Origin of the sequence: Streptococcus thermophilus, assembly GCF_010120595.1 — a bacterium.
Classification (GTDB): domain Bacteria; phylum Bacillota; class Bacilli; order Lactobacillales; family Streptococcaceae; genus Streptococcus; species Streptococcus thermophilus.
In genome coordinates this window covers 805,929-831,712 of the sequence record NZ_CP038020.1, presented here as the reverse complement: position 1 = coordinate 831,712, position 25,784 = coordinate 805,929, and the positions used below count along the sequence as shown (strand labels likewise).

Annotated in this window: 23 protein-coding genes, 2 pseudogenes and 1 other annotated feature; of the genes and pseudogenes, 6 read left to right on the top strand and 19 right to left on the bottom strand. The window is 40.7% G+C overall.

What is annotated here, in order from left to right; all coding sequences use genetic code 11:
* The first annotated feature begins 83 nt into the window (after positions 1-83).
* The 3 genes from E3C75_RS04415 to E3C75_RS04405 all read left to right on the top strand — a co-directional run bounded on the left by E3C75_RS04415 (position 84) and on the right by E3C75_RS04405 (position 2,506).
* Positions 84-1,109, top strand: coding sequence for an AAA family ATPase (locus E3C75_RS04415; RefSeq protein WP_223899673.1), 1,026 nt, complete (start codon positions 84-86; stop codon positions 1,107-1,109).
* Positions 1,110-1,172: 63 nt separating this feature from the next.
* Positions 1,173-1,934, top strand: coding sequence for an NUDIX domain-containing protein (locus tag E3C75_RS04410; RefSeq protein WP_064355432.1), 762 nt, complete (start codon positions 1,173-1,175; stop codon positions 1,932-1,934).
* 68 nt (positions 1,935-2,002) lie between these two features.
* Positions 2,003-2,506: an HdeD family acid-resistance protein gene (locus tag E3C75_RS04405; RefSeq protein WP_023909429.1), complete on the top strand. Its 504-nt coding sequence runs from the start codon at positions 2,003-2,005 to the stop codon at positions 2,504-2,506.
* Between the two features lie 81 nt (positions 2,507-2,587).
* Here the strand turns inward: E3C75_RS04405 and E3C75_RS04400 are convergent, their stop codons facing one another.
* From E3C75_RS04400 to E3C75_RS04340, 14 genes and pseudogenes are all read right to left on the bottom strand, one after another.
* Positions 2,588-4,468 (bottom strand): ABC-F family ATP-binding cassette domain-containing protein, encoded by a 1,881-nt coding sequence (locus E3C75_RS04400; RefSeq protein ID WP_111679279.1) that lies wholly within the window; start codon positions 4,466-4,468, stop codon positions 2,588-2,590.
* A 77-nt stretch (positions 4,469-4,545) separates the two neighbouring features.
* On the bottom strand, positions 4,546-5,754 hold the full coding sequence (locus tag E3C75_RS04395; protein ID WP_111679277.1) for a CCA tRNA nucleotidyltransferase: 1,209 nt from the start codon (positions 5,752-5,754) through the stop codon (positions 4,546-4,548).
* Positions 5,751-6,518 carry a 4-hydroxy-tetrahydrodipicolinate reductase gene (gene dapB / locus E3C75_RS04390; protein WP_004197279.1) on the bottom strand — a complete coding sequence of 256 codons (768 nt, stop codon included), beginning with the start codon at positions 6,516-6,518 and terminating at the stop codon, positions 5,751-5,753. The genes E3C75_RS04395 and dapB overlap by 4 nt, the downstream gene beginning before the upstream one ends.
* Positions 6,519-6,578: 60 nt before the next feature.
* Positions 6,579-7,428: pseudogene (locus E3C75_RS04385) on the bottom strand (DegV family protein).
* Position 7,429: 1 nt separating this feature from the next.
* Positions 7,430-7,804, bottom strand: a complete 375-nt coding sequence (locus E3C75_RS04380; RefSeq protein WP_011680796.1) for a DUF1149 family protein — start codon at positions 7,802-7,804, stop codon at positions 7,430-7,432.
* 200 nt (positions 7,805-8,004) lie between these two features.
* Positions 8,005-8,700, bottom strand: a complete 696-nt coding sequence (locus E3C75_RS04375) for a GNAT family N-acetyltransferase (protein ID WP_111679275.1) — start codon at positions 8,698-8,700, stop codon at positions 8,005-8,007.
* Between the two features lie 58 nt (positions 8,701-8,758).
* Positions 8,759-9,049 (bottom strand): 50S ribosomal protein L27, encoded by a 291-nt coding sequence (rpmA, locus tag E3C75_RS04370; RefSeq protein WP_002885483.1) that lies wholly within the window; start codon positions 9,047-9,049, stop codon positions 8,759-8,761.
* A gap of 36 nt (positions 9,050-9,085) precedes the next feature.
* A complete protein-coding gene (gene rplU / locus E3C75_RS04365; RefSeq protein WP_002885597.1) occupies positions 9,086-9,400 on the bottom strand; it encodes a 50S ribosomal protein L21 in 315 nt (104 codons plus the stop codon).
* Between the two features lie 40 nt (positions 9,401-9,440).
* Positions 9,441-9,517, bottom strand: a sequence feature (ribosomal protein L21 leader region).
* 111 nt (positions 9,518-9,628) lie between these two features.
* Entirely contained in the window at positions 9,629-9,838 is a 210-nt protein-coding gene (locus tag E3C75_RS12235) for a hypothetical protein (RefSeq protein WP_217903060.1), read from the bottom strand.
* The gene (locus tag E3C75_RS04360) at positions 9,799-10,164 is read right to left on the bottom strand and encodes a GNAT family N-acetyltransferase (protein ID WP_223899670.1); all 366 of its coding nucleotides are present in this window, start codon (positions 10,162-10,164) and stop codon (positions 9,799-9,801) included. The genes E3C75_RS12235 and E3C75_RS04360 overlap by 40 nt, the downstream gene beginning before the upstream one ends.
* Positions 10,165-10,168: 4 nt before the next feature.
* Positions 10,169-11,488 (bottom strand): accessory Sec system glycosylation chaperone GtfB, encoded by a 1,320-nt coding sequence (gtfB, locus tag E3C75_RS04355; protein WP_100262578.1) that lies wholly within the window; start codon positions 11,486-11,488, stop codon positions 10,169-10,171.
* The gene (gene gtfA, locus E3C75_RS04350; RefSeq protein WP_111679273.1) at positions 11,481-12,992 is read right to left on the bottom strand and encodes an accessory Sec system glycosyltransferase GtfA; all 1,512 of its coding nucleotides are present in this window, start codon (positions 12,990-12,992) and stop codon (positions 11,481-11,483) included. The genes gtfB and gtfA overlap by 8 nt, the downstream gene beginning before the upstream one ends.
* 105 nt (positions 12,993-13,097) lie before the next feature.
* Positions 13,098-14,321 carry a tRNA uracil 4-sulfurtransferase ThiI gene (gene thiI, locus E3C75_RS04345; protein WP_111679271.1) on the bottom strand — a complete coding sequence of 408 codons (1,224 nt, stop codon included), beginning with the start codon at positions 14,319-14,321 and terminating at the stop codon, positions 13,098-13,100.
* 54 nt (positions 14,322-14,375) lie between these two features.
* The gene (locus E3C75_RS04340; RefSeq protein ID WP_111679269.1) at positions 14,376-15,521 is read right to left on the bottom strand and encodes a cysteine desulfurase family protein; all 1,146 of its coding nucleotides are present in this window, start codon (positions 15,519-15,521) and stop codon (positions 14,376-14,378) included.
* Between the two features lie 108 nt (positions 15,522-15,629).
* Here E3C75_RS04340 and E3C75_RS04335 point away from each other — a divergent pair, with 108 nt between their 5' ends.
* Together E3C75_RS04335 and E3C75_RS04330 are read left to right on the top strand one after the other, a co-directional pair.
* The gene (locus E3C75_RS04335; RefSeq protein WP_100262574.1) at positions 15,630-16,172 is read left to right on the top strand and encodes a DUF6556 family protein; all 543 of its coding nucleotides are present in this window, start codon (positions 15,630-15,632) and stop codon (positions 16,170-16,172) included.
* A 45-nt stretch (positions 16,173-16,217) separates the two neighbouring features.
* Entirely contained in the window at positions 16,218-17,474 is a 1,257-nt protein-coding gene (locus E3C75_RS04330; protein ID WP_111679267.1) for a bifunctional folylpolyglutamate synthase/dihydrofolate synthase, read from the top strand.
* Positions 17,475-17,574: 100 nt separating this feature from the next.
* Here the strand turns inward: E3C75_RS04330 and gorA are convergent, their stop codons facing one another.
* The 4 genes from gorA to E3C75_RS04310 form a co-directional block, all read right to left on the bottom strand.
* On the bottom strand, positions 17,575-18,927 hold the full coding sequence (gene gorA / locus E3C75_RS04325; RefSeq protein ID WP_084828524.1) for a glutathione-disulfide reductase: 1,353 nt from the start codon (positions 18,925-18,927) through the stop codon (positions 17,575-17,577).
* A 147-nt stretch (positions 18,928-19,074) separates the two neighbouring features.
* Complete coding sequence (locus E3C75_RS04320) at positions 19,075-21,051, bottom strand: PTS fructose transporter subunit IIABC (protein WP_014608014.1); 1,977 nt, start codon at positions 21,049-21,051, stop codon at positions 19,075-19,077.
* A complete protein-coding gene (gene pfkB, locus E3C75_RS04315) occupies positions 21,048-21,959 on the bottom strand; it encodes a 1-phosphofructokinase (RefSeq protein WP_014608013.1) in 912 nt (303 codons plus the stop codon). Before pfkB ends, E3C75_RS04320 begins: the two co-directional genes overlap by 4 nt.
* A complete protein-coding gene (locus E3C75_RS04310; RefSeq protein WP_084828522.1) occupies positions 21,956-22,702 on the bottom strand; it encodes a DeoR/GlpR family DNA-binding transcription regulator in 747 nt (248 codons plus the stop codon). The genes pfkB and E3C75_RS04310 overlap by 4 nt, the downstream gene beginning before the upstream one ends.
* A gap of 335 nt (positions 22,703-23,037) precedes the next feature.
* On the opposite strand from E3C75_RS04310, the pseudogene E3C75_RS04305 reads away from it, so the two are divergent.
* Positions 23,038-24,094: pseudogene (locus E3C75_RS04305) on the top strand (ISL3 family transposase).
* Between the two features lie 33 nt (positions 24,095-24,127).
* Here E3C75_RS04305 and E3C75_RS04300 read toward each other — a convergent pair.
* Positions 24,128-25,735 carry a ribonuclease Y gene (locus tag E3C75_RS04300; protein WP_014608011.1) on the bottom strand — a complete coding sequence of 536 codons (1,608 nt, stop codon included), beginning with the start codon at positions 25,733-25,735 and terminating at the stop codon, positions 24,128-24,130.
* Positions 25,736-25,784 lie beyond the last annotated feature (49 nt).

The following is a 25,784-nucleotide window of genomic DNA, read 5'->3' as shown; positions in this document are numbered from 1 at the left end:
TGAAAAGAAAACATCTATCAGGAAAGAGTATTGGTATTGTTTTTGGAACCTTTGCACCAATGCATGTATGACATGTCGACCTCATCACAAAGGAAAAACGCGCTAACGACAACGTCCTTGTCATCGTAGGTGGCAGCAACACACAAAAAGATCGTGGGACACGCACAGGCCTGTCGCTCAACCGACGCTTTCGTAATGTCCGTGAAGTTTTCTACGATGATGATGAACTAATCGTTGTGGATAAACTAGACGAAGCCGATATGTCTCCCTATCCAGAAGGTTGGGTGCCATGGGTTAACCGCGTCAAAGACCTTATCACTAAGAATACGGATGGTCCCGAAAAAATTACCTTCTATGTTGGAGAGTCAGAGTACGTGATCGAGCTCAATCGCTACTACCCTCAAGCTCAGGTAGAACTCATCGAGCGTTCTATTATCAATATCTCTGCTACTGAGATTCGCGATAATTCTATAGAAAATTGGCGATTTATCACCAAACCTTTCCGTCGCCACTTTACTCGTAAGGTCCTAGTTGTCGGATATGCCAGTGGAGGAAAAACAACCCTTGTTAAGGATTTAGCTCGTACTTACAACGCCCCTTGCTCACTTGAATATGCCAGAGAATATCAAGAGAAGTATAATGTTCGAGATGACGAGTTGGATACCAATGATTATATTCACCTCTTAACCGATCAATATGCCCAGACAGCTGAGATTATTGACAACGGGCAACACTCATGGCTTATTTTTGCAGACACCAACTCAACGGTCACTAAGGTATATATTGACTACTATTTGAAAGAAAACATCTCACAAGAAGAGTTTTATCTATTAGATCGACTCTATCAGGTAACCCAAGCTCGTGAAAAGTGGGATTTGATTTTTGTGATACTACCAAAATCAAACTATGTAGATGATGGTTCCCGTGACATGACTATGGCTGATAACCGAACACGGGATTGGTTTACCAAACATCTCTTGGACCTACTATCACCATTCAAGGATAAAATCGTTATTTTAGGAGAAAACTGTGATAGTGACAGTTTTTTTGCTGACAACTACCATTACGCCAAGAAGACAATTAAAGAACGTCTGCATATCGAAATCTAATGGATTGCTTCAGCAAAAGCATTTTCACTTAAAATTAACAATATAGACTAGGAGGCTAAAAATATGTCTAAAACCTTTGAAAATTCTGGTAGCGAAAAAGACTTCCTGAAAATCTACAGTAATGAAGAATTGGATAAGTATGCCAAACCCTCAGTAACTGTAGACTCAGTCATCTTCCGCTATTTTGAAGGAAGAGTCCAAACCTTGCTTATCAAACGAAAAAATCATCCCTACATGGGAAAATATGCTCTTAGTAGTGGCTTCGTTCAAGAGCAAGAAGACCTCAATACGGCTGTCTGTCGTGAAGTACGTGAGGAGACATCAGTTCAACTGAACACTGATCACATCGAGCAACTCGTTACAGTAGGAACACCTTATCGAGATCCTCGTATGTGGACCATTACAATAGCTTACCTCTGTTTCATGACTTTTAATGATATTCAAATGGATAAGGCTGCCGATGATGCAGCGTCTACGCATTGGTTAGATATCGCTATGGTCAATGGCAAGTTGCAGCTTACTGATGGTGACAAGACGCTGTATCATGATGACCTCGCCTTTGACCACTGGGAAATCCTTTTGATTGCTATGGAACGTATTAAGGGAAGACTCGAATACTGCCCAACTATCCTCAACATTATGCCAGAGGAAAATACCTTGACCGCCTACCGTCAGCTGTTTGGGACCTTTAATGAAACATACCTTAAAATGGATTCCACAAATTTCTTACGTCGCTTTAAACATCTTTTCCAAAAAACAGGACGCCAAGTAGCTACCAGAACTAAAAAAGCCGCTACCTACACTTATCAGACCCAACCAATTTAAAGTAGGTTTTGTTTGACAATTTTTACCTTACGTAGTAGTATTAAGAAAAAATTAATAAGAGGTAGCATATGAAAAGTTTTACATTAATTAGCGGGATTCTCATTATTCTTTTAGGTGTCTTTTTCTTCGCTAATCCTACAAGCCTTCTTGCCATTGTTGGTTGGATTTTTGCTCTAATGATGCTCATTTCTGGGGGTTCAAGTCTCATGGTTTATTTCAAACGTGATAACGAGAACCGTTCCTTCTTCCAATTACTCCAAAGCGTCATTTCGATTGTTTTTGGTATTATTTTGCTATCGGCATCGGCATGGGTACTCTCAGGTGTCGCTGTGACCATCATCGCTTGGTGGCTCCTTGTCTCAGCCTTTACCCAAGGCTTCCAAGCTTATCACCAACGTCAGTTTGGTTTTTCAGGGCAACCTGCTTTGTCAATCGCCTTGATTTGTTTAGTATTTGGAGTCTTGCTCTTTTGTGCACCATTTTTCTCAGCCTTTCTTATTGGTCGCTTTGCAGCCTCCTTAATTATCTTTGCGGGTGTATCTGTCCTCTCCTTTTCATTCCGCTTATGGTAGAACAAAGTTATTTCACTACGTAATAATATAAAAAAGCCTTGCATATGCAGGGCTTTTAGTATGCTTTGAATGTTAAAGAGTTTATCCCTCTAGCCCACTCAAATACTCATAACGTTCGTATTTTTCAAGTAAGGTTTCATTAGTGGTGTCTAAACCACGTTGAAGACTTGCTAGCTGTCCATAATCACTAGCATTTTCAAGCATGGCTGCCTCAATCTCTTCGATTTTAGCTTCGAGGTCGGTAATTTCATCCTCGATAGTCGCCCACTCTTGTTTTTCAAAATAGCTCATGCGTCTTTTATCTTCTTTGACTTTCTCAACCTTAACGCTAGCTTGCTCTTTTTCTTTCTCTAGAAGGGCTGATTGCTCTTGTAAGAAGGCTTTTTCATCAAGGTAGTCAGTATAGTTGCCAAAGAACTCACGCACCCCACCCTCCTCAAAAGCTAGAATCTTGTTAGCCACCTTGTCCAAAAAATAGCGGTCGTGACTGACGGTTACAACAGGGCCACCAAAACCATTGAGGAAATTCTCCAAAACAGTCAAAGTCGCAATATCCAAATCATTTGTCGGCTCATCCAAAAGCAGAACATTAGGCTTTTCAATCAGAATCTTGAGTAGATAAAGACGTTTCTTTTCTCCACCAGATAGCTTGGCAATCTGTGTTCCATGGGTAGAACGAGAAAAGAGGAATTGCTCTAAGAGCTCTGTGATGCTGGTGGTCCCAACAGTTGTTTTGACTTCATCTGCGACTTCTTGTAAGTAGTTAATGACACGCTTGCTCTCATCCATATCTTTAATTTGCTGTGAGAAATAGCCAATACGTACAGTCTCACCAATATCTAAGACACCAGCTGTGGGAACAAGGTCACCATTAATCAGATTGAGCAAGGTTGATTTTCCGACACCGTTATCCCCAACAATACCGATACGGTCACGGTTTTGCATGATAAGATTGAAGTCACTGAGAATTGGCTTACCATCTTCATAAGCAAAATCGACATGTTCGAAGTTAACTACCTTCTTACCAATACGGCTAGTCTCAAAGTTAATTTCAAAATCGTCATTATTGAGCGTTTGGTGAACCTCACCCTTAAGCTCCTTAAAACGATTGATGCGAGCCTGTTGCTTAGTCGCACGTGCCTGTGGTTGCGTTCGCATCCATGCCAACTCCTGCTTATAGAGTTGCTTTTTCTTATGAAGAGCTGCAGCATCACGCTCATCTTGTTCAGCCTTGAGTCGCACGTAATCTTGATAATTCCCTTGGTACTCAATCAGATTTGCCTGGTCTAGCTCAAAGATGCGTGTTGCCACACTATCCAAGAAATAACGGTCGTGGGTAATAAAGAGGACCGTTTTTTTGGAAGACTTGAGAAAATTAGTCAACCAAGCAATGGTATCAATATCCAAATGGTTGGTTGGTTCGTCCAAAAGTAAAAGATCAGCATCATTCAAGAGAACCTGAGCCAACTGCACACGGCGTCTGAGACCACCTGAGAGGTCTCCAACCTTTTGAGAGAGGTCTGACAAACCTAGCTTAGATAAAACCGTCTTAACCTCGCTCTCAATGGACCAAGCATCAAGACTATCCATCTCAGCCATAACCTTCTCTAAACGAGATTGATTATCCTCAAAATAATCCGCCACGAGGGTCTCATATTCACGAATCAAGGCCATCTCACGAAGGTCTGATGACAAGACCGTATCAAGCACTGTCTTGCCATCATCAAATTCAGGCTCCTGAGTTAAATAAGCAATCTTATAACCATTAGCCTTGGTAAAAGGTGACACGTCACCATCAAAACCAATACGCTCTGATACAACATCTAACAAGGTTGTCTTACCAGTCCCATTGACACCAATAATCCCAATACGATCCAGATCATGGATAATAAATGAAATCTCTTTAAAAACCGTCTTGTCCCCAACGGACTTGGTCAATTTTTCAACAATAAAATCTGACATCTTACTTCCTTTTTACAAATAACACCGCTACGGATCCTACGCATGTTCTGTAGCGGTGTGTCATTTTTATTACGTCTTTAGACTTGTTTCATAGCTTGAACAAAGGCCATGATGGATTCCTCATCATTAGCTAATTCACCATCAACGATAGCATTTTCGATAGCTCTGAGAGTACGACCAAGATCTGGACCAGGTTTGAATCCCAGCTCCTTCATCAGCTTGCCACCATTAACAACGATCTCGTGCTTATCATGAATGAGCAACTGACCATCCAACTCGGCAATACGCTCATAATCCACATCTAATCTCTGAGCCTGTCTCAAGGTTTCAGCTTCCTTTAAGAGGTCCTTACCATAATGATAAACATCTTGTTTGGTCACTTCCCTCTCCATTCGGAATCTAAAAATCTCAATCAAAGACTGAACGGTCTTCTGAAAATTGACAGATGTCTTCCATTTTTTAAGAAAAGAGCGTGGATTATCGTGCTTGAGAGCCAGAAGAGTTGCCGCCCAGGCCTGCTCAGAACTCGTAAATCTAAAGTCTTCAGCATAATCTGCTACAAAAGACTGCCATTCCTCTGCTGTCTCTTGAAAATCTGGCAGATACTGATATGCCTTAGTCGCTAGAAGAGCCTTAACCCCTTTTTTCCAATGTGGTGCCAAGAGCAACTTATCAAACTCGATGAAACTTCGCTCAATCGAAATCTTTTCCAAAAGAAAAGCATGACTAGTCATAGCCTCAAAAGTCTTTTCTTCAATATCGAAGTCTAAGCTCGCTGCAAAACGTAGCCCACGCATGATGCGAAGGGCATCTTCGTTAAAGCGTTCCTCAGCCTTACCAACAGCCCTTAAGACACGGTTGTCCAAATCAGCAAGACCATTGAACTTATCAATAACCTCAGCATTTTCATTAAGAGCAAAAGCATTGACTGTAAAATCACGACGCTTAAGATCCTCTTCCAATGAACGTACAAAGGACACGCTAGACGGACGACGGTAATCCACATATACATCTTCTGTTCGGAAAGTTGTCACCTCATACTCACCGCCATTTTCTAAAACCAAAACAGTCCCATGCTCAATACCGATATCTACCGTACGCTCAAAAATCTGTTTGGTCTCCTCAGGATAAGAAGACGAAGTAATGTCAACATCGTGAATAGGACGGTTGAGAAGGGCATCGCGGACTGAACCACCAACAAAGTAAGCCTCAAACCCTGCAGCCTTAATTTTCTCTAATATTGGTAAAGCCTTCTGAAATTCAGAAGGCAAATAACTTAATTTCATAGTAAATGTTCCAAACCATAAACAAGCTGATCACGTTTAACCACTTCTTTAATACCAAGATTGACCCCGCTCATAAAAGAAATACGGTCATAAGAATCGTGACGCAAGGTCAATCCTTCTCCTTGGGCACCAAAGATAACCTCTTGGTGAGCCACAAGACCTGGCAAACGAACACTGTGAATACGGAAACCATCAAACTCAGCACCACGTGCTCCAGCAAGTGTTTCCATTTCATCCTCAGCTCCCTGACGTTTGCTCTCGCGAACCTCACGAATAAGTTCAGCTGTTTTCACTGCTGTACCTGATGGCGCATCTTTCTTTTTATCGTGGTGAAGCTCAATGATTTCAAGATCTGGGAAATATTTACTAGCTTCTGCTGCAAACTTCATAAGAAGGATAGCACCGATAGCAAAATTAGGAGCAATCAATCCACCTATAGACTTGTCTTTAGAAAGATCTGTCAATTTCTGAATTTGTGCTTCAGTAAAGCCTGTTGTTCCTACAACCGGTGCAAAGCCATTTTCCAAGGCAAAACGGGTATTTTCATAGGCAACAGCAGGAATGGTGAAATCTACCCAAACATCTGCATCGAAACCAACCAAATCAGCTTTATCCGTGAAGACAGGAACACCATCCACTTCCTTTTCTGCCGCAAACGGGTCAAGCAAGGCAGCCAAGGTCAATTCATCATCTCCCTTAACCATTTCAACCGCAGTTGAACCCATTCTTCCTTTAAATCCGGCAACAATAACTTTAATAGACATATTATTTTTCCTCTCTATTGATCTCGCTCATAGGCGAGCCTGATTCCAGATGGAACGTACTTATTTGGTAAATTTAGGTGTTAAACCTAGCACTAGCGCTCCCTCGACCAAGTGCGTCGCAATCACAGCACATAAGGATACCACCGATGAAACAGTAATCCCTTGAGCTTCCAGCTGACTTTTAAAAGCCTCAGCCTTTTCAGGAGCATTGGTATGAAGGATGCTAAGCTCCATTTCACGATTGTCTTCGGCTAGGGCAACCAAGCGTTTCATAGCTTTCTTCTCTGTACGTACCTTTTCAAAAACAACGATTTCGCCTTCAGCATTAAAATGTAAAATGGGTTTGATAGATAAGATATTCCCCAAAATAGCTGAGCCATTCGACAGGGGGCCACCCTTAACAAGGTGATTAAGATCATCCACAAGAATATAAGCCGTCGTGTTTTCTACTTGCTTCTCGAGCTTCTTCAAAATATTCTCGAATGACATTCCTTGCTCTGACCAATGCAAAACGTTTCTAACCATAGCACCCATAGCCCATAGGAGCTGCCGTGATTTTAGTCTCGTGAAAAGCAACCTTCAACTTGGCATGATCTTCAATCAAAAACTGACTATTAGCCCAAAAACCAGAAATCCCCGAAGAAAGGAAAAGCCCAATGACATGGGTATATCCTTGCTCCCCCAACTCCATGAGAAGGTTATCCAAGTCGGCTAGATTAGGTTGTGACGTCTTGAGCAGTTCCTCAGAGTTTGCCATTTTCTCATAAAACTGATTCACATCCAAGTTCTTTCCTTCAACAAAAGGCTGTTCCTCAACGATAACCGGAATATCTAAAATATAAACATCAGCATGCCCCTGAATTTCAGTAGGTAGATTAACCGATGAATCCGTAATAACTGCTAAAGACATCTTAGAACTCCAAGTTAATTCCTGGACGATCCAAGGCGATTTCAGTCACTTCATAAGTCAAACGCTGAAGTGTATCCAATAGCGGTGCTGCTAAATACTCAGCTTCTTCTTGTGAGAAATCTTTTGGGTTATTGACGATACGGTTTTGAATATGGTTCATTTGAGAAATAATCCCTGAGATAACAAACTCATCACGAACAATCATAAATTGCAAAACAGCTACAACCGACGTATTGTTAGCTTCTTTATCTTTATGGTGCAACTGAAACGTTACTTCAACATTTGTTTTAGGAACACCATTCTCTTTTTCCCACTCATGGTTACGAACATCATAGTGGTAACGGTTAACAAATACTTTTTCGTGAATTAAATCCATTAGTTATTATTCTCCTTGATAAAATCACTCTTTATTATAGCATAAATATGTTTTATTATGGGAATATTATTGACAGAAAAATGAGTATTTAAACTGATTTTGACAGTACTAATAAGCACTAGCAAACTAAAAACTTTGACTTGACCGTCAAGCTACTAAAACAGAGCTCCTTCACCAGAAAAGAGCCCTTATATTAATATCTAACAGTCCCTCAGAGAACGTTTCTGTTGTCCCTGTTCATCAAAATTCTCAGGAGCTAACCAATTCTCAAATCGTTCTTTAAGCCTTGGCCACTCACTATCAATAATCGAGAACCAATCCGTATTTCGACTACGTCCCTTATAAATAGCATGATTACGAAAACACCCTTCATAGGTAAAACCAAGTCTCTGAGCTGCAGTCACAGAAGGACGGTTGAGACTGTCACATTTCCACTCATAACGACGATAGTTGAGGCCTTCAAAGACATATTTCATAACCAGATATTGAGCTTCTGTGGCTACCCGAGTTTTTTGTATAGCAGGAGCCAAAATCACCCGTCCCATCTCTACACTACGATTTTTGGGTGTAATAGCCATGAGTGAGAAAGTACCCAGAACCTTCCCTGAAACTTTATCCCTAATGGCAAAGAAATAAGGGTTAGAAGACTGCTCATAGTCTTCCAAACACTGGCGTACTGCTTCTTCAGATTCAAAAGGATCCACATACATATAGGTCCAGTCTGAAAGAATCTGATTGGTAAAGTAGAAGTCTAGAATATCTTCATAGTGTTCTGCTACCGTCAAATGTTCAACACTACAATAGCGACCGTCCAAGAGAGTGATGTCTGGCATCCTCCCTGGAGTGGCATCCACTAAGCTTGGACCGACCTCTTGTTGGTACTGATTTAAAGGCATAGGTATCTTCCTTTCATAAATAAGAAAAGCCTACACAAAAGTGCAGACTTTAGCTGAATTATTTAGCAACTGGGTATACAGATACTTGTTTTTTGTCGCGACCTTTACGTTCGAAACGTACAACACCTTCAACTTTAGCGAAGAGTGTATCATCACCACCACGGCCTACGTTTACACCTGGGTAGATGTGTGTACCGCGTTGACGGTAAAGGATTGATCCACCTGATACAGTTTGTCCATCAGCTGCTTTAGCTCCAAGACGTTTAGCTTGTGAATCACGACCATTGGAAGTAGAACCCCCACCTTTTTTGTGGGCGAAAAGTTGCAAGTTTTCAAGAGTTTTCAACATAAGATTTGTGTCCTTTCTTAGTGATTAGTCGTTAGCTTACGCGTTGATAGCGTTGATAACAACTTTTGTATAAGGTTGACGGTGACCTTGTTTACGGTGGCTACCTTTTTTAGGTTTGTATTTGAAAGTGACAACTTTCTTTTGTTTACCTTGTTTTTCGATAGTTCCGACAACAGTAGCTCCCTCAACAACTGGAGTACCTACTACAGTTTTATCACCACCGACAAGAACAACTTCGTTAAAAGTTACTTCTGATCCAGCTTCAGCGTTGATTTTTTCAACGTAGATTGCTTGACCTACTTCAACTTTAACTTGTTTTCCACCAGTTTTGATGATTGCGTATGTGCTCATGATGCACCTCCTATTAAAATTTTTAATATATCTGAGGTTTCCCTCTGTGAAGACTCGCCTAGTACTGCGGGGACGAACCCACTTACAAAAACAGTAGTCGTGCGGTTGCACAGGACGTGCATTTAGTCAACGTTACAATTCTATCATTTTTCCCCGATAATGACAAGAGAAAAAGTTTTTTGATTACCCTTATTCTGCCAATTTAAGTTTAATCACCTAATACGCCATCTAGTCCACTCTTACACCATGCTTACCTAGGAAAGTCTTAGCCAAATCTTGCTCAATTTTATCTAAAGAAAGACTCCTATCAGTTATTAAAATCTGATACCGCTCCGTTCCTTCAAAATAGAAATGGTTCAAAGACTGATAGCCATTATTTTCATAAAAAGCCAGACGTTTTAGTCGTTGAGTACGGTTAGAAGCATCCTCTTCATCCATAGGCTCAATCGTAAGCACACATGGTCGTCTTTCTGCTTCTTCCCTACTTGTGCTAAAATTTGACTACCGTAACCCTGCGACTGTTTACTTTCCTCAACCGCAAGAAAGAGTAGGTAGACCAGGTTATTAGTACAGATTGCATAGGTAAAACCAATAAAAACTTCCTGATCAAAATAAGCCAAGAATGATTGCCCATTTTTCAAACTATTCCAAGACAATTGCCGGAGTGGGAGTCTCTCCTCCACAGGGAAAGCCGCTTCATAAAGTGAAGCGACCTTCCTGAATGTTGGTGTCAGAGGACAAATGTTACGAACTTCTAGTGTCATTTCCCTAACCAATAACCTTCTTATAATCTTCTGGTGTCGCCACATGAGCATGCTCACGTTGACGATCAAGCAAATGACTAAGAAAGTCACGGTTCCCCAAGGCTTCTTTAAGTGTTTGTTTAAATTGCCCAGCATTCATAGGTGAGAAAATATTGCTTGGTGCAGTATAATCTGGACCATGGCTTGTGTTCGTAAAAGCTAGGATAAGCAAGTTATTTTCAAAGGCAGCACGTGTCGCCGACAGGATTTCATTTTGGTGGTTAATATCCAAATAGAAATCAGCCTGTTGATAGAGATGCTTAACCTGCTCCGTTGTAATATTCGGATAAAGGCTAACATTACTATATTTAGCTAAATCCATCAGGCGGCTTGACATTTCAGTGATTGCCCCAATATGGTAGTGCATGGTAGGTACTTCACTAACAATGCTTTCCAAGTGTTCAATCTGATCTGAGTTAGTCAAGATAAGTGCTTGATTTTGGAAATTATTCTGACGGGCAAATGGATACATGAAGCCAAGGAAAGCCACACGAGAAGCCTGCTCGGAACTAATCAGTTTTAGAAGATTTGTGTAAGCTGTGTATTCTTGCACAACAATCTTAGTTTGACGGTGATTGCTATCAAGAAGGAGACGCATGTTCCCAGGAACAGTGTCAGTAATAGGCTCTTGCCAGAAGAGGACATCTTGACCAGTATTTGGAAGATTCATAGCTGTCAAGAAAGGTGTTGATAAGGAGTTATAAAGGATACGCCGCAAATCATAACCAGCTTCTTTAAGATAAAAGACTACAAACTCTGATTTATTTTTGAAAATGTAGACCTTGTCTTTCCAATTCAAGATAACGTCTTTGGTCAAATGGTTAACGACGATAACTTCCTTGTTGTCTGGAGTGAAATAACTAGTAATGGTCGCTTCTTGCTTAATATTGTAAGTTGTTTGTGAGAAACGATACCCCTTGTTATTGTAGTGATCAGTCACACGCAAGCGACCCGACTCATCATACCAATCCACAGCTTTAACTAGACGCTGATGAGCAGGATGCGCATAGTGAATATGGCCACGTTTCTTATCAAAACGGAAGATTTCCGCGTTGCTATTTGTTCCTAAAATTTCCCAATAATCAGGCACGGGTACTTGATTAAAGTAAAGTGCAGAACCCTGAACCTTATCAAAGCCTGTGAAAAAAAGGTAAGGTGAGGTCACATCGCTAGGTAGAAAGCCATTATCTGAAAGACAAACTGTTGTATTCACATAGCCAGCGACAATCAGCGAGTAATGGAGATCCCAACTACCTTGACTATAGTATTCAAATAAATTAATCATGATCAGTCATCTCCCTTACTAAGTTAAGCCACTTCTGCTCGATTTCCTCTGTCAAAAAGCCTTTAGCGATATCATAAGAGACTTGATGAATATGATCTAAATCTGAACGATTGAAGAAAGCTACAATTTTCTCTGCCAAGGCTGCTACAATAGCAGGCTCATCATCTTTTTCAAATCGAGGGATTAAGTAACCATTTTCATTATCCTTGATAAACGTTTGGTTTCCATAACGGACATCAAAACCAATCATACCAAGGCCCGAACCAACAGCTTCTAGAAGTGTCAAGCCAAAACCTTCACTCTTAGAACCTGATAGGTAAAGTTCGTAATCCTTGTAGACTTCTATTAAATCCTGGTGACCCTTGAGATGGATGTAATCCTGAGCTTGATTTTCCTCGATGATTGCCTTAAGCTTGGCTTCTTCAGCACCTGTACCAAAGATATCAAAGTTAACTTGTGGCAGACTTTCTTTAGCCTTGACAACAGCCTTAACCAGCCAATCCACGTGCTTTTCATTGGCCAAACGTGAAGCTGTGATGATTGAGAATGGTTTACGCTCTCCTTCAGGCTCTCTCAGTTTATCCACACTTCCCACAGGAATCGTTACGATATGAGGTTTAAATGGTGTATATTTGTTGAACTGATCTAGCATAATGCTACGTTGACACTCTGTCGCTGTGATGAAGAAATCAACCTTATCTGCATTGCTGAATTGGTACTCATAGAAGTTATTCCAAAGAATAGTCTTGTCTGTCACAGCATTTTCACTAAAGTGCTCTGCATGGACAACAACTCCAAGCTTAGCTGGTTTAGTATTACGGAAAACAGCCTGTCCTGTACCAGTTGCACGGTCCAAAATGACAATGTCTTGATCGGTTAGACCTAGTTGAGACATAAAGTAGGCAATAAACTCCTGCTTGGAAGACAAAATCTTATCTGGGAAACGGAAGACACTATCCTTACCATCAACAATCTCATCGTAAGCAATACTGCCATCTTCATTGAAGAAACGGCGTTGATAGAGGTGAGCCTTATTATCTACCGGTGTGTAGTACTCTGTAAACATCTTAGTATATGAATAAAAGTCTTTACGAATTAGGCAGCCACGCGATACTTTTTCCACACGATGGACAATATCTTCACCCTCTTTACGCAAATAAGCGGCGTAAAAAATATCTTCCTTGGTACAAAAGAGTTTAACCACTTTGCCATTAATCTCACGACGCGTAATGTCATAAGGAATTTCCTTTTCCAAATCCTTGACAGTATAGGTCGTTGGGGCAATCTTAAGGTCTGTAAAATAGCTGTAAAGCCAGATGATATCTTCATCTGAAAATCCCATGTTACGGGTCAAATCAGAAAGATTGTCCTGCAAGAACATATCCATAAAGACAAACTTAGCCTTAATACCTGTGTTTTTAAAAATTGTAGAACGGTAGGCCTGGGCATACTCAACACCACTTGATGCCCAACCGATTCCTAAATTGATGTTATAAACAGTCATGCAGTTTCCTTTCTAGGTAAAAGTTCAACAGCGACATTTCTTTTCCGATATAGCTAACTCTAATGATACCTGGGCGATAACAAACTGTCCCTATATACTCTTAGACTAAAGTAAGTCTTCAATAAGTGTATCCACTTCGTCTTGCGCTTCTTCAATAGGTGTGATTTCAGTCACCATGATTCCTGCAACCGCACGTTCAACTAATCTTTCAACATCCATACGACCTTCATATCGTTCAACGTTCTTGATTTTTGGATTAGTTTTTGGACGGTCAGGTGCAAAAATAGTACAGCAATCCTCAAAAGGTTGGATTGAGATATCAAATGTGTCGATTTTTTGTGCCAAATCAATGATTTCCAACTTGTCCATAGTAACAACTGGGCGAATCACGGGCGTGCAGGTTACAGCATTGATAGCCTGCATAGACTCCATAGTCTGACTGGCAACCTGTCCAAGACTCTCACCATTGATGATCACGAGACCACCGCGTTCTTCACGAATTCGGTCTGTAATACGCATCATAAAGCGACGTGTCAGGGTCATCAAATAAGCCTCTGGTGCTTTTTCTTTGATTTCCTCTTGAATCTCAGTAAATGGTACTTCTATGAACTGAATATTACCACCAAACTTGGTCAACTTACGGGTCAAGTCTCGAGCCTTTTTAAGTGCACCAGGACTTGTATAAGGTGGGCTTGCAAAGTGAACAGCCTCGATATCCACACCACGTTTAAGGGCTAAATAACCTGCAACAGGCGAATCAATCCCACCTGAAAGCATGAGCATTCCTTTACCAGCAGTCCCTACAGGTAATCCACCTGCTCCCTTAATTTCTTCATGAGAAATATAAGCGGCCTCAGCACGAATTTCTACCTTCAGATTAACATCTGGCCCCTTCATCTGTGCCTTAATGCCAGGAAATGCATCAATTACAGCATTTCCTAAAGTAAGGTTGAGCTCGCGACTATCTAAAACAAAGTCGTGATCACTACGTTTGGCAGTCACCTTAAAGGTGAGGCCGTCACGATAGAGGCCAGTCATAATGTCTTGAACAGCTTTTTTCAATACTTCGACATCTTTTTCAAATTTGTAAACAGGGCTAAAGGCCTGAATCCCGAAAATCTGTTTCAAAGACTCTGCGACTGGTTCGTAGTCTGTGCCATTGAGATAGATGTGTCCACGGTCTCGATCAAAAGTCACTTTAACTTCTGGATAGATAGATAACACATCTTTGATGTTATTTCTAAGTTTATTGATAAAACGCATACGGTTTTTGCCCTTAGTTGACAATTCACCGTAGCGAACCATAATTTCTGAATACGTTAATGCCATTCCTTTTCCTTTTATACTTGAATTTAGTTTTCTTTTTTTATCAATCAAATCTTGCTATCTTACTTTTTGCGTCTTAGCATAGACCTGCTTGAAAATCGTGAGAAACTGTTCTACTTGTCCTATATCATTATCATAATCAAGACTGATACGAACAGCCGTTTGGGCTAACTTGGTTGGAATACCCATAGAAATGAGGGTCCCCGCTGGCTTACCTGCCTTGGATGAACATGCCGAGGTCGTTGAAATATAGATTTGATACTCTTCAAAAGCATGGACAACCACCTCACCACGAACTCCCTTAATTCCAAAGGTCAAAATATTGGGAGCAAAGTCTTCACCCTCGCCTGAGAAAATAATAATGTCCTCATACTTAGCCAATTCATCAAAGATAATCTTTTTCATCTTAGCAATTTTCGGAAGAGAAAACGCCTCTTTGTCAGTGACTAAGCGCAAGGCCTTAGCCATACTCGCAATGCCTGCTACATTTTCAGTCGTTGAACGAAGGTCTTTTTCTTGACCACCACCTGTTAAGAACGGCGTAATCTTTTTGCCAGCTTTCTTGTAGACAAAACCGACACCTCGAACGGCATGAAACTTATGACCAGAAAAAGTTGCAAAGTCAACACGGTCTGTTAAATAAGCTGATATAGGAATCTTCCCAATAGCCTGAACAGCATCCACATGGAAAGATATGGTAGGCTCATTAGCTAGAAGAGCTGAAATTTCTTGGATGGGTTGGATTGAGCCGATTTCGTTATTAACGGCCATAACCGAAACCAAGATAGTGTCAGGGCGTAATAGTCCAGCAAGAGCTTCCACATCTACGAAACCTTGTGCATTAACGGGTATATAGGACACTTCAAAACCATGCTCTGAAAGCCATTTAGCAGATTTTTTTACCGCAGGGTGTTCAATATCGGAAACGATGATATGTTTGCCATAAGGCTCTTTTTCGAAGGCCACACCCTTGATAACCCAATTGTCTCCTTCGGTTCCACCAGACGTAAAGAAAATCTCATCGGCTGATTTTCCAATGAGGTCCGCAACTTGCTTACGAGAAGCCTCCAAAATACGTGTCGCAGATGTTCCTAATTGGTGTAAACTGGATGGATTCCCAAAAATTTTCGTGGACACTTCCTGATAGGTTCTAAGTGCCTCTGGATAGGGCATGGTTGTGGCTGAATTATCAAAATAAATCATGTTTTTTCCTCAAATAATAGTTACTCCCTATTATAGCATAATTTTTTTAGCATTTTTTGAGAGAAAATCATATAATAGAGAGTACGAAATATTTTTAAGGAGAGAATCATGTCTGAAAATTACTCACGTCGTAACCATTCATCAAAAGAAGAAAAAAAATCTGCACCAAAGGTGACCAAACACGTTACAAAAGGCTTCACTGTCTTCCAAAAAGTACTCACTGTTATCGGGACAATCTTGTCAATCATTGTTGCTTCCATCACTATCATGAATTTCACATCATCTAAAAAAAAGGACACTTCTGATTCATCATCCAATCAGTCAACTGTGGTCATTAAAGAAGGCAACAATAAGACCCAAGAATCAAATGTCGCTTCATCTAGCCATGGCAATGCAACTGACTCAGAAACAGAGACAAGCAGCCAAGCTGGTAATAACACCTATTCTTCATCAGCAGACAAAACAACTGGTGGAAATACAACTACTTCTTCATCCGCAGCCACTGCAGACAAAACAACTGGTGGAAATACAACTACTTCTTCATCCGCAGCCACTGCAGACAAAACAACTGGTGGAAATACAACTGGTGGAAATACAACGGGCAATACGACAACTGGTGACGCCACAACTGGTGGCGCTGTTTCCAACTAAAACAAAGAAAAGGTTAGGAAACCCCTGACTTTTTTCTATAATCCTATGAACTATACAGAAACTCTAAATTTCATCCACTCCTTCAAAGGCAATGGACGTCGCCCCCAACTTAAACGTATGCGCTGGCTCCTGAAACAAGCTGGAAATCCTCAAATGCACTATCCAACAGTCCATATTGTCGGAACCAATGGTAAAGGCTCAACGACTAGCTACCTACAAAATATCCTAACAAAATCAGGCTATCAGGTCGGGACCTTTACCTCCCCTTATATTACTCGCTTTAACGAACGTATTAGTATCAACGGCACAGAGATTCCGGACAAGGATCTGATTAACATTGTTGAGAAAGCTCGAGTTTTTCTCAATGATTTAGAAAACAACACTGATTTAGGTCGACCAACGGAATTCGAATTGGTCACCTTACTCATGTTTCTCTACTTCGACCTTAAACAGGTTGATATTGCTATCATTGAAGCAGGGATTGGGGGACAGCTTGATTCAACCAATGTGCTTTCGCCGGAGCTTGTCATCTGCACTTCAATTAGCTTTGATCACACTGAAACTTTGGGCGATAGCCTAATAGATATTACTAGACATAAAGCGGGCGTCATGCGAGAAAACACTCCTATATTACTCGGTCGCGTTTCTGAAGAAGTTTCACATCTCTTCAAACAAAAATCCCAGGAACTTCAGGCTCCTATAGCAAACATTGATCGAGAAATCCAGCTTCTTTCCACAGACAATCAAACTCTTCGAGTTATTTATAGTGATTGGGAGAGCCCAAATCTTAGTCTCCCCATGCTAGGAAAACATCAGGAAAATAATACTGGCCTAGCTGTCACTGCTGCCCATCTCTTGACTCAAAGATTTCCTAAGATTACCAATCAAAGCATTCAAGATGGTATTTGTGACACACACTGGCCTGGTCGTAGTGAGTGGATTGGAAACAACATTTACCTAGATGGTGCCCATAATCCTCAAGGAATTGCCAGCCTAAAACAGGTATTAAAAGATAACTTTGCCAACCGTCGAATTCACATCCTCTTTGCAGGACTTCGACGAAAACCTTTGACTGACTTACTTGATGAGCTTAAAGACTATCATATAACAGTAACCTCCTTCAATTTCTTTGAGGCACTGCCCTTGGATGATTACCCTCAACACTTAGAACGCTCAACTGACTACAGAGACTGGTTAACCCAATCTGAGTCTGCAAATTCTGATAATTTATTTGTCGTCACTGGATCCCTTTACTTTATTTCAGAAGTCAGGAACTACCTAATCAACGAAAAAAAGGCCTAAAGGCCTTTTTTCGTTAAGACAAGCCAAAGTGACACAAAAGATATAGGTTACCATTTAGCCACAAAAAGTCTATCCATTTAAGTAGACAGACTTCACCTATTTATCTCATTGTTACAAACTCTTCTGAACCGGTTGGATGAATGGCAACCGTATTATCAAAATCAGCCTTAGTTGCTCCCATCTTAATAGCCACAGAGAATCCTTGAATCATCTCATCGACACCATACCCAATACCGTGAAGACCGATGATTTTTTCATCCTCACCTAGCGTTACTAATTTCATGGTTGACAGCTGACGATTATCCCCAAGAGCCGTATACATTGGAGTGAAACTAGATTTATAGACCTTGATATTCTCTGCACCATATTTAGCAATTGCCTTTTCCTCAGTCAACCCAATAGCACCAATGGCCGGATGACTAAAGACCACAGTAGCTACATCTGTGTAATCAAGCTTAGCATCAACTTTATTATTGAAAAGTCGCTCTGACAATTGTCGACCAGCCTTCACTGCAACTGGAGTCAAATCAAGTTTACCAGTCACATCTCCAAGAGCATAGATACCAGGAACAGATGTGTTTTCAAACTCGTCTGAATAAATGTTACCTCGTTCAGTCAACTCAACGCCTGTCTTTTCAAGACCAAAGCCAGAAGTATTCGCTGCACGTCCGACAGCCCAGATAAGGCAATCAACTGTAATAGTTTCTTCATTGTCAAAGCTAATAGTCAGAGAATCGTCTGCATTTTTCACTACCTCTGTTGCATTAGCATGCATATGAAGTGTAGGGCCAGACTTAGCCATCTCATCAACTAAAACATCGATAATGTCTTTATCAAAGGTACGCAATGGGCGATCCTTACGAACAAATAGGTGAGTATCACTGCCAAGAGCATTGAGAACGCCGGCAACTTCGACTGCGATATAGCCAGCACCAATAACAGCTGTACGTTTTGGCACCTCATCTAGCTCAAAGAAACCATCTGAGGTAATTCCGTATTCACTGCCTGGAATATTTGGATAAAGGGGATGACCACCTGTTGCAATTAGGATATGTGGTGCTGTATAAAGCTCGCCCGCTACTTCAACCGTATGAGTGTCAACAAATCTTGCATACTCGTATACACGTTCAACGCCATTGCTATCAAAACCACGCTCATAAGAACCATGGATACGGTCGATATAAGCCTGACGATTGGCCTTAAGCGTTGCAAAATCAAATTTATTAAGCGTCACATCAAAACCATACTCGCCTGCATAACGGTGAAGGGTTTCAGCAACCTGAGCACCATACCACATGACCTTTTTAGGCACACAACCTACATTAACACAGGTACCACCGACCTCTTTCCCTTCAAAGAGAATAACCTTAGCACCATGCATAGCAGCACGATTGGCACTGGCAATACCACCAGAACCACCACCAATGACAATATAATCGTATTCTTTTACCATATTTTACCTCTTATGTTTCTTTATACAGCGTATTAGCTACTAGATAAGCCATTTCTGCCTAAATTTTATCATAAAATAGGTACCCTGACAAAAATCTGCTACGACACAAAAAACAATCCCGTCACAACGAGATTGTTCTGTCAAATCTTATTTATCAAGTGGTTTGCGAAGGAATCCGAAGAGGATACCTGATACCACAGCACCAATCAAGATGAAGATAAGGTAGAGAAGAGCATTTGATGTGAGGGCAATAACGAAGATACCTCCGTGTGGTGCCATCAATTTGATTCCTGCCATACCTACAAGAGCACCTGTAAGGGCTGAACCGACGATAAAGCTTGGGATAGCGCGTGCTGGGTCAGCTGCACCAAATGGAATCGCACCTTCAGTGATGAATGAGAGTCCCATAACAATGTTTGTCAAACCAGAGTTGCGTTCTTCTTCAGTAAATTTATCTTTAAACAAGAGTGTCGCTACAAAGACTGCCAATGGAGGAACCATACCAGCTGCCATAACTGCTGCCATGACAACTGAACCACCTGAAGTTACTGTTGCTGCGAGAGTACCTGTACCAAAGACGTAAGCTGCTTTGTTGACTGGTCCACCCATATCAACTGCCATCATACCTCCAACAAGGAGACCAAGGAGAACTGCTGAGCTTCCTGACAAGCTTGACAAGAAGTTATTAAGACCAGTATTAATTGCTGCCATTGGGATATTGACTGCTAACATCAAGAAACCTGTAGCAAATACACCAATAAGTGGTAAGAGCAAGATAGATCGGATTCCTTCCAGAGCACGTGGAATACCTGCCAAGAGTTTGCGAAGAACAAGGATAACACCACCTGCAAGGAAACCACCAACAAGAGCTCCAAGGAAACCTGAAGATACACCGGCAAGTGAAAGGGTTGCTTTACCACCTGCAGCAAACGGAACTCCACCAAAGGCAGCACCACTTGAAGCGATAGCACCAGCTACGAAACCTGAAACCAAACCTGGTTTCTCAGCGATAGAGTAAGCAATGTAACCTGCAAGCACTGGAAGCATAAAGCCAAAGGCAGCGCCACCAATTGCTTTGAATTGAGCAGCAATTTCGTGGTAAGAACCAAGTTGTGACAATTGATCTTTAGGAACACCCATGATTTGGTCAAGCAAGAAGGCAAGCGCAATCATGATACCACCACCGATAACGAATGGAAGCATTTGTGATACCCCACTCATTAAGTGTTTATAGAAGGCACCACCGAGGCTCAATTTCTCTGTTGATTCTTGAGCAGCTCCGGCATTTTCAGCGTGGAAAACTTCAGCTTTACCGTCCAAGATGTTTTGGATTAATTCTTGAGGTTGACGAATAGCTGCAGCAACTGGTTTAGAAATCAATTTCTTACCATTAAAGCGTGCTGTTTCAACTGCCTTGTCCGCTGCAATGATAACACCAACAGCCTTGTTGATTTCTTCAGCGGTCAATGGTGTTCCAACACCTGAGGCACCGTTAGTTTCAACACGAACATTGACACCCATTTTTTCACCTGTTTTAATCAATGATTCTTCAGCCATGTAAGTGTGAGCAATACCGGTCGTACAAGCTGTTACTGCTACAATAAGTGGTTTGTCGCTTGAAGCTGCTTCTTTAACAGCTTGTGCTTTCTTAGCTTCCTCAGCTTGCGCTTCTTCTTCGCCAATATTAAACGCTTCAATCACTTCATCCGCAGATGTTACCTGACGCAAGCGGTCTGCAAAACCATCTTGCATGAGGTATTTTGACAATTCAGCAAGTGCAGCCAAGTGAATGTCATTTGCCCCCTCTGGAGCTGCAATCATAAAGAAGAGATCGGTAGGTTGACCATCAAGTGATTCGTAATCCACACCTTTATTAGATTTAGCAAAAAGTACAGTTGCTTCTTTTACTGCAGCATTTTTACTGTGTGGCATAGCAATTCCATCACCCAAACCAGTTGATGTTTGTGCTTCACGAGCCATAATGCCTGATTTGAAAACATCAAAGTCAGTCACGACACCATTATCAACCAAGCTGTTAATCATTTCATCAATAGCAGCTTCCTTTGTAGTTGCTTGAAGGTCGAGCAACATGACTTTTTTGTTCAGTAAGTCCTGAATTTTCATAGTTTTTCTACCTCTACTTTATTATATGTTTCTTTAATAAATTCAATTGTCGCCAAATCATCTGAGAAAGCTGTAGATGTTCCACATGCTACCCCCCACTTGAGAGCCTCAATTGGGTCCCCTGATTTGACAAATTCACCAGTGAAACCAGCAACCATTGAGTCACCTGCACCAACAGAGTTCTTCACTTTTCCCTTGATTGGTTTGGCAAAGTATGCAGCCTCTGGTGTGACAAGCAGAGCTCCATCACCTGCCATTGAAATAATAACGTTTTGCGCCCCCTTAGCAAGAATTTCACGCGCATATTTTTCAACATCAGCCAAACCATTAAGTTTAACATTGAAAATGGCTTCAAGTTCATGGTTATTTGGCTTAACCAAGAGCGGTTGGTAGACCAATGAATCAAGCAAGGTTTGTCCTTCAAAGTCACAAACTACCTGTGCCCCAGTTTCACGAACCAGTGGAATCAATTTGTTATAGACCTTGTTTCCAAGATTGCTTGGTGCAGATCCAGCAAAAACAACCACATCGTCAGCACTTACACTTGAAAGGATAGCTTCAAGCTCAGCTAACTGATAATCATTGATGACAGGTCCAGTACCGTTAATTTCAGTTTCTTGGTCAGCCTTGATTTTAACATTGATACGTGTATCTTGATCGACAGCTACAAACTTAGTTTTAATACCTTCAGCATCCAAACTATCTGTAACAAAACGTCCTGTAAAACCACCGATGAAGCCCGTAGCAGTATTGTCAATTCCTAAACGTTGTAGAATACGGCTGACATTAATACCCTTACCACCAGCGAATTTATCATCACTCTCCATACGGTTAACTTCACCAATCTCTACCTTGTCGATACGAACAATGAAGTCGATTGATGGGTTTAGTGTTACAGTATAAATCATACTTCAATAACCCTCGTTTTCTCTTTTAATTCTTTAAGGAGCCCTTCTTCCGAAGCATTTGTGATTATGGTTACTTTCTCAACCTCGGCTACCTTAGCATAGGTAATCTGACCAAGTTTAGAGGTATCAGCTAGAACATAGGCTTTTTGCGCATTAGCTATCACTGTTCGTTTAATAACTGCCTCTTCCATATCTGGCGTTGTGAAATAATTGGCATCAACTCCATTAGCACCAATGAAAGCACAATCAAAATTCAGTTGTCTGATTTGTTCCAGAGCTGTACTTCCAATAGAGGCATCTGTTGAATGTTTAACCTTACCACCAATAATCCTAGTACTAATACCGAGATCTACCAGCTTAACAGCATGATAGATAGAATTAGTCACAACCGTCACCTGACGATTGCTCAAATGTGGAATCAAAAGTTCATTCGTTGTACTAGCCTCAAGAAAAACGACATCACCTTCCTTAATCAAATCGGCAGCATAGCCAGCTAATTGAGCCTTTTCTTGAACATTTCTGATAGCTTTTTGGCTATTGGCAATTTCTTCCTTTAGACTATGAATACTTTCAGCACCACCATGAACACGTTTAAGTTTGCCATCTGCCGCTAACTCATCCAAGTCACGACGAATTGTCGACTCAGACGTATCACTTAATAAAACTGTCAGGTTTTCCAAAGTGACAAAACCATCTTGTTTCAACTGAGACAAGATAATCTGCTTACGTTCAGACTTTAGCATAGTCTCTCCTTCTGTAATCGTTTACAAAATCTATTATACTAAATTTATAATAGATGTCAATAAAGAACCTCAAAAAAAATCAAAATATTTCATTATAAAACGCTAACCTATCAAAATGAAGCAATTTGATAAGAAAGTTCATACATTTTTAACAGGGCTAATCTTTTCACTTTTACTACAAAATAAAAAAAGCCTTTCGGCTTTCTTATCTTATTTGGCTCTATAATTTCTGTAGTGGGTAAAACCTGCTAAGAAGTTATGGAGCTTTTGAGTATACAAAAAGTCCCATCTGACTTAAAATTTAAAGCGACGAAACCATAAATAGAAAGAATCATATGAGACAACTCTATCATACTACAGAATTAATCGGAATTAAAGACAAAAATATCACTTTAACTAAAGTTTTTCAACACGAGACACATATTGAGGTGCAAGCTACACTTGATTACACTCCTCCTAAGTGTTGTCATTGTCAAGGAAAACAAATCAAATACGACTTTTAAAAGCCTTATAAGATTCCTTTTATTGAGATTGGTGGACTCCCTAGTCTTATTCGTTTGAAGAAGAGAAGATTTCAATGCAAAGACTGCCATAAAGTGACGGTTTCTGAGACCTCCCTTGTTCAGAAGAACTGTCAAATCTCTGAATTAGTGAAGCAGAAAACAGCTCAACTCTTGCTTAATCGAGAAGCTTTGACGCACATCACTGAAAAACTTGCCATCTCGACCTCAACTGTGTATCGTAAGCTTAAACAATTTCAGTTCAAGGATGACCATTCTACCTTACCTGAAGTACTGTCTTGGGATGAATTCTCTTATCAAAAGGGAAAGCTAGCCTTTATTGCTCAGGATTATGAGACTAAGAAAATTATCACTATTCTTGATAACAGACGACAAACAACCATTCGTAGTCACTTTTTCAAATACTCTAAAGAAGCTCGAGAAGGGGTGAAAATTGTTACTATGGATATGTCTGGTAATTACATCCCTTTAATCAAAACTATTTTTCCCAATGCTAAAATTGTTCTTGACCGTTTTCACATTGTCCAACATATGAACAGAACGCTAAAACAGACACGCATTCAAATAATGAAATAATTTGAGAAGAAGTCTCTTGAATATCGTGTTCTAAAATATTACTGGAAACTCATTCAAAAGGATAGTCGAAAACTATTACCTGACGCCTTTTATTCGAGGACTTTCAGGGAAACCTTAACACCTAAAGAGTGTTTAGACAAGATTTTTAAACACAACAATTTTTTGGATTAATTCAGGAAGCTTTACCTCAACTCAATCACTCATTTAAAACAACTCTAACAACTTTAAAAAACGTATTTACATCGCTTTGAACAGCAAAAAAGCGAGAACATCATTTGTTCTCGCTAGAGCTTAACTTTGCCACCCTCTACAGTTGACAAAGAACCTCTTATTTGGCATAGTCAACCGCACGGAATTCACGAATGACTGTAACCTTAATATTTCCTGGGTAATCCAAGTTTTTCTCAATTTGTTCACGTATCTTGTGAGACAAGATCGTAACTTCATCATCTGAGATTTTATTTGGATGAACCATAATACGAATTTCACGACCAGCTTGAAGGGCGAAGCTTGTTTGAACACCGTCAAAGCTTGATGCAATCTCTTCCAAATCACGAAGGCGTTTGACATAATTCTCAACGGATTCATTACGAGCTCCTGGGCGAGCCGAACTCAAAGCATCTGCTGCAGCTACAATAACTGCAATCACACTCTCAGGTTCCACATCTCCATGGTGGCTGGCAATGGCATTAACCACGACTGGATGCTCTTTATACTTACGTGCAAACTCAGTACCAATCTCAACGTGACTACCTTCGACCTCTTTGTCAATAGCTTTCCCCATATCATGAAGAAAACCAGCACGACGAGCTAGAGCCACATTCTCACCCAATTCACTGGCCATAATACCTGCTAGTTTACCAACTTCAACTGAGTGACGAAGTACGTTTTGACCATATGAAGTACGGAACTGCAATCGTCCCATAATCTTGATTAGGTCAGGGTGGAGATTCATAGCCCCAATTTCGTAAGCTGCCTCTTCACCATATTCGCGGATACGGTTATCCATTTCCTTACGACTCTTCTCAACCAACTCCTCAATACGAGCTGGATGGATACGTCCATCCTTAATCAAGGCTTCGAGAGTCATGCGAGCAATCTCACGACGGACTGGATCAAAACCAGAAAGAACAACCACTTCTGGAGTATCATCGATGATAACATCAATACCTGTTAAGCTTTCAAGGGTACGAATGTTACGCCCCTCACGGCCAATGATACGACCTTTCATATTATCATCTGGGAGGTGAACAGTGGTTACGGTTTGTTCAGTAACATAATCCCCAGACAAACGTTGCATAGCTTGCGCCAACAAGTTTTTGGCCTTCTTATCAACAGTATCTTTGATCTGTGCTTCTGCATCTTTGATACGTGTTGCAATCTCATGAGTAAGATTATTTTCAGTCTCTGTTAAGATTACCTCACGCGCCTCTGCAATGGTCATTTGACCAATACGTTCAAGTTCAGCTTGCTTCTCAGCCTCCAACTGAGTCACATTCTCTTCACGCTCATTAAGATGTTTAGATTTGTCAGCAAGACTCTGCTCTTTTTTCTCGAGGGCGAGTTCTTTACTTGATAGATTTTCATCCTTACGATCAAGGCTGGTTGCACGTTCTGTTAAACGATTCTCCATTTGTTTAAGCTCTTGACGTTCAGATTTGAATTCTTCTTCAATATCTTCTCGATATTTTCTAGCTTTCTCTTTTGCCTCTAACAAGAGCTCTTTACGTTGAGCCTTACTTTCGCGTTCAGCAGTTACACGTAGATGATCTGCATCATGTTCTGCCTGACTACGAAGATTCACAGCGTCTTGTTCTGCCTTTAGCAAGATAGTTTCTGCTTGTTCCTTAGCTTTGCTAAGTTTGATAGAAATTGCTAAATATCCAACGACTAAACCAATGAGTGCAAAGACAACTAAAATTATCATGTTTATCATGTCTTTACCTCAACTTTTCTAAGGTTTCCCTAAAGAAAACCGCCTCTAG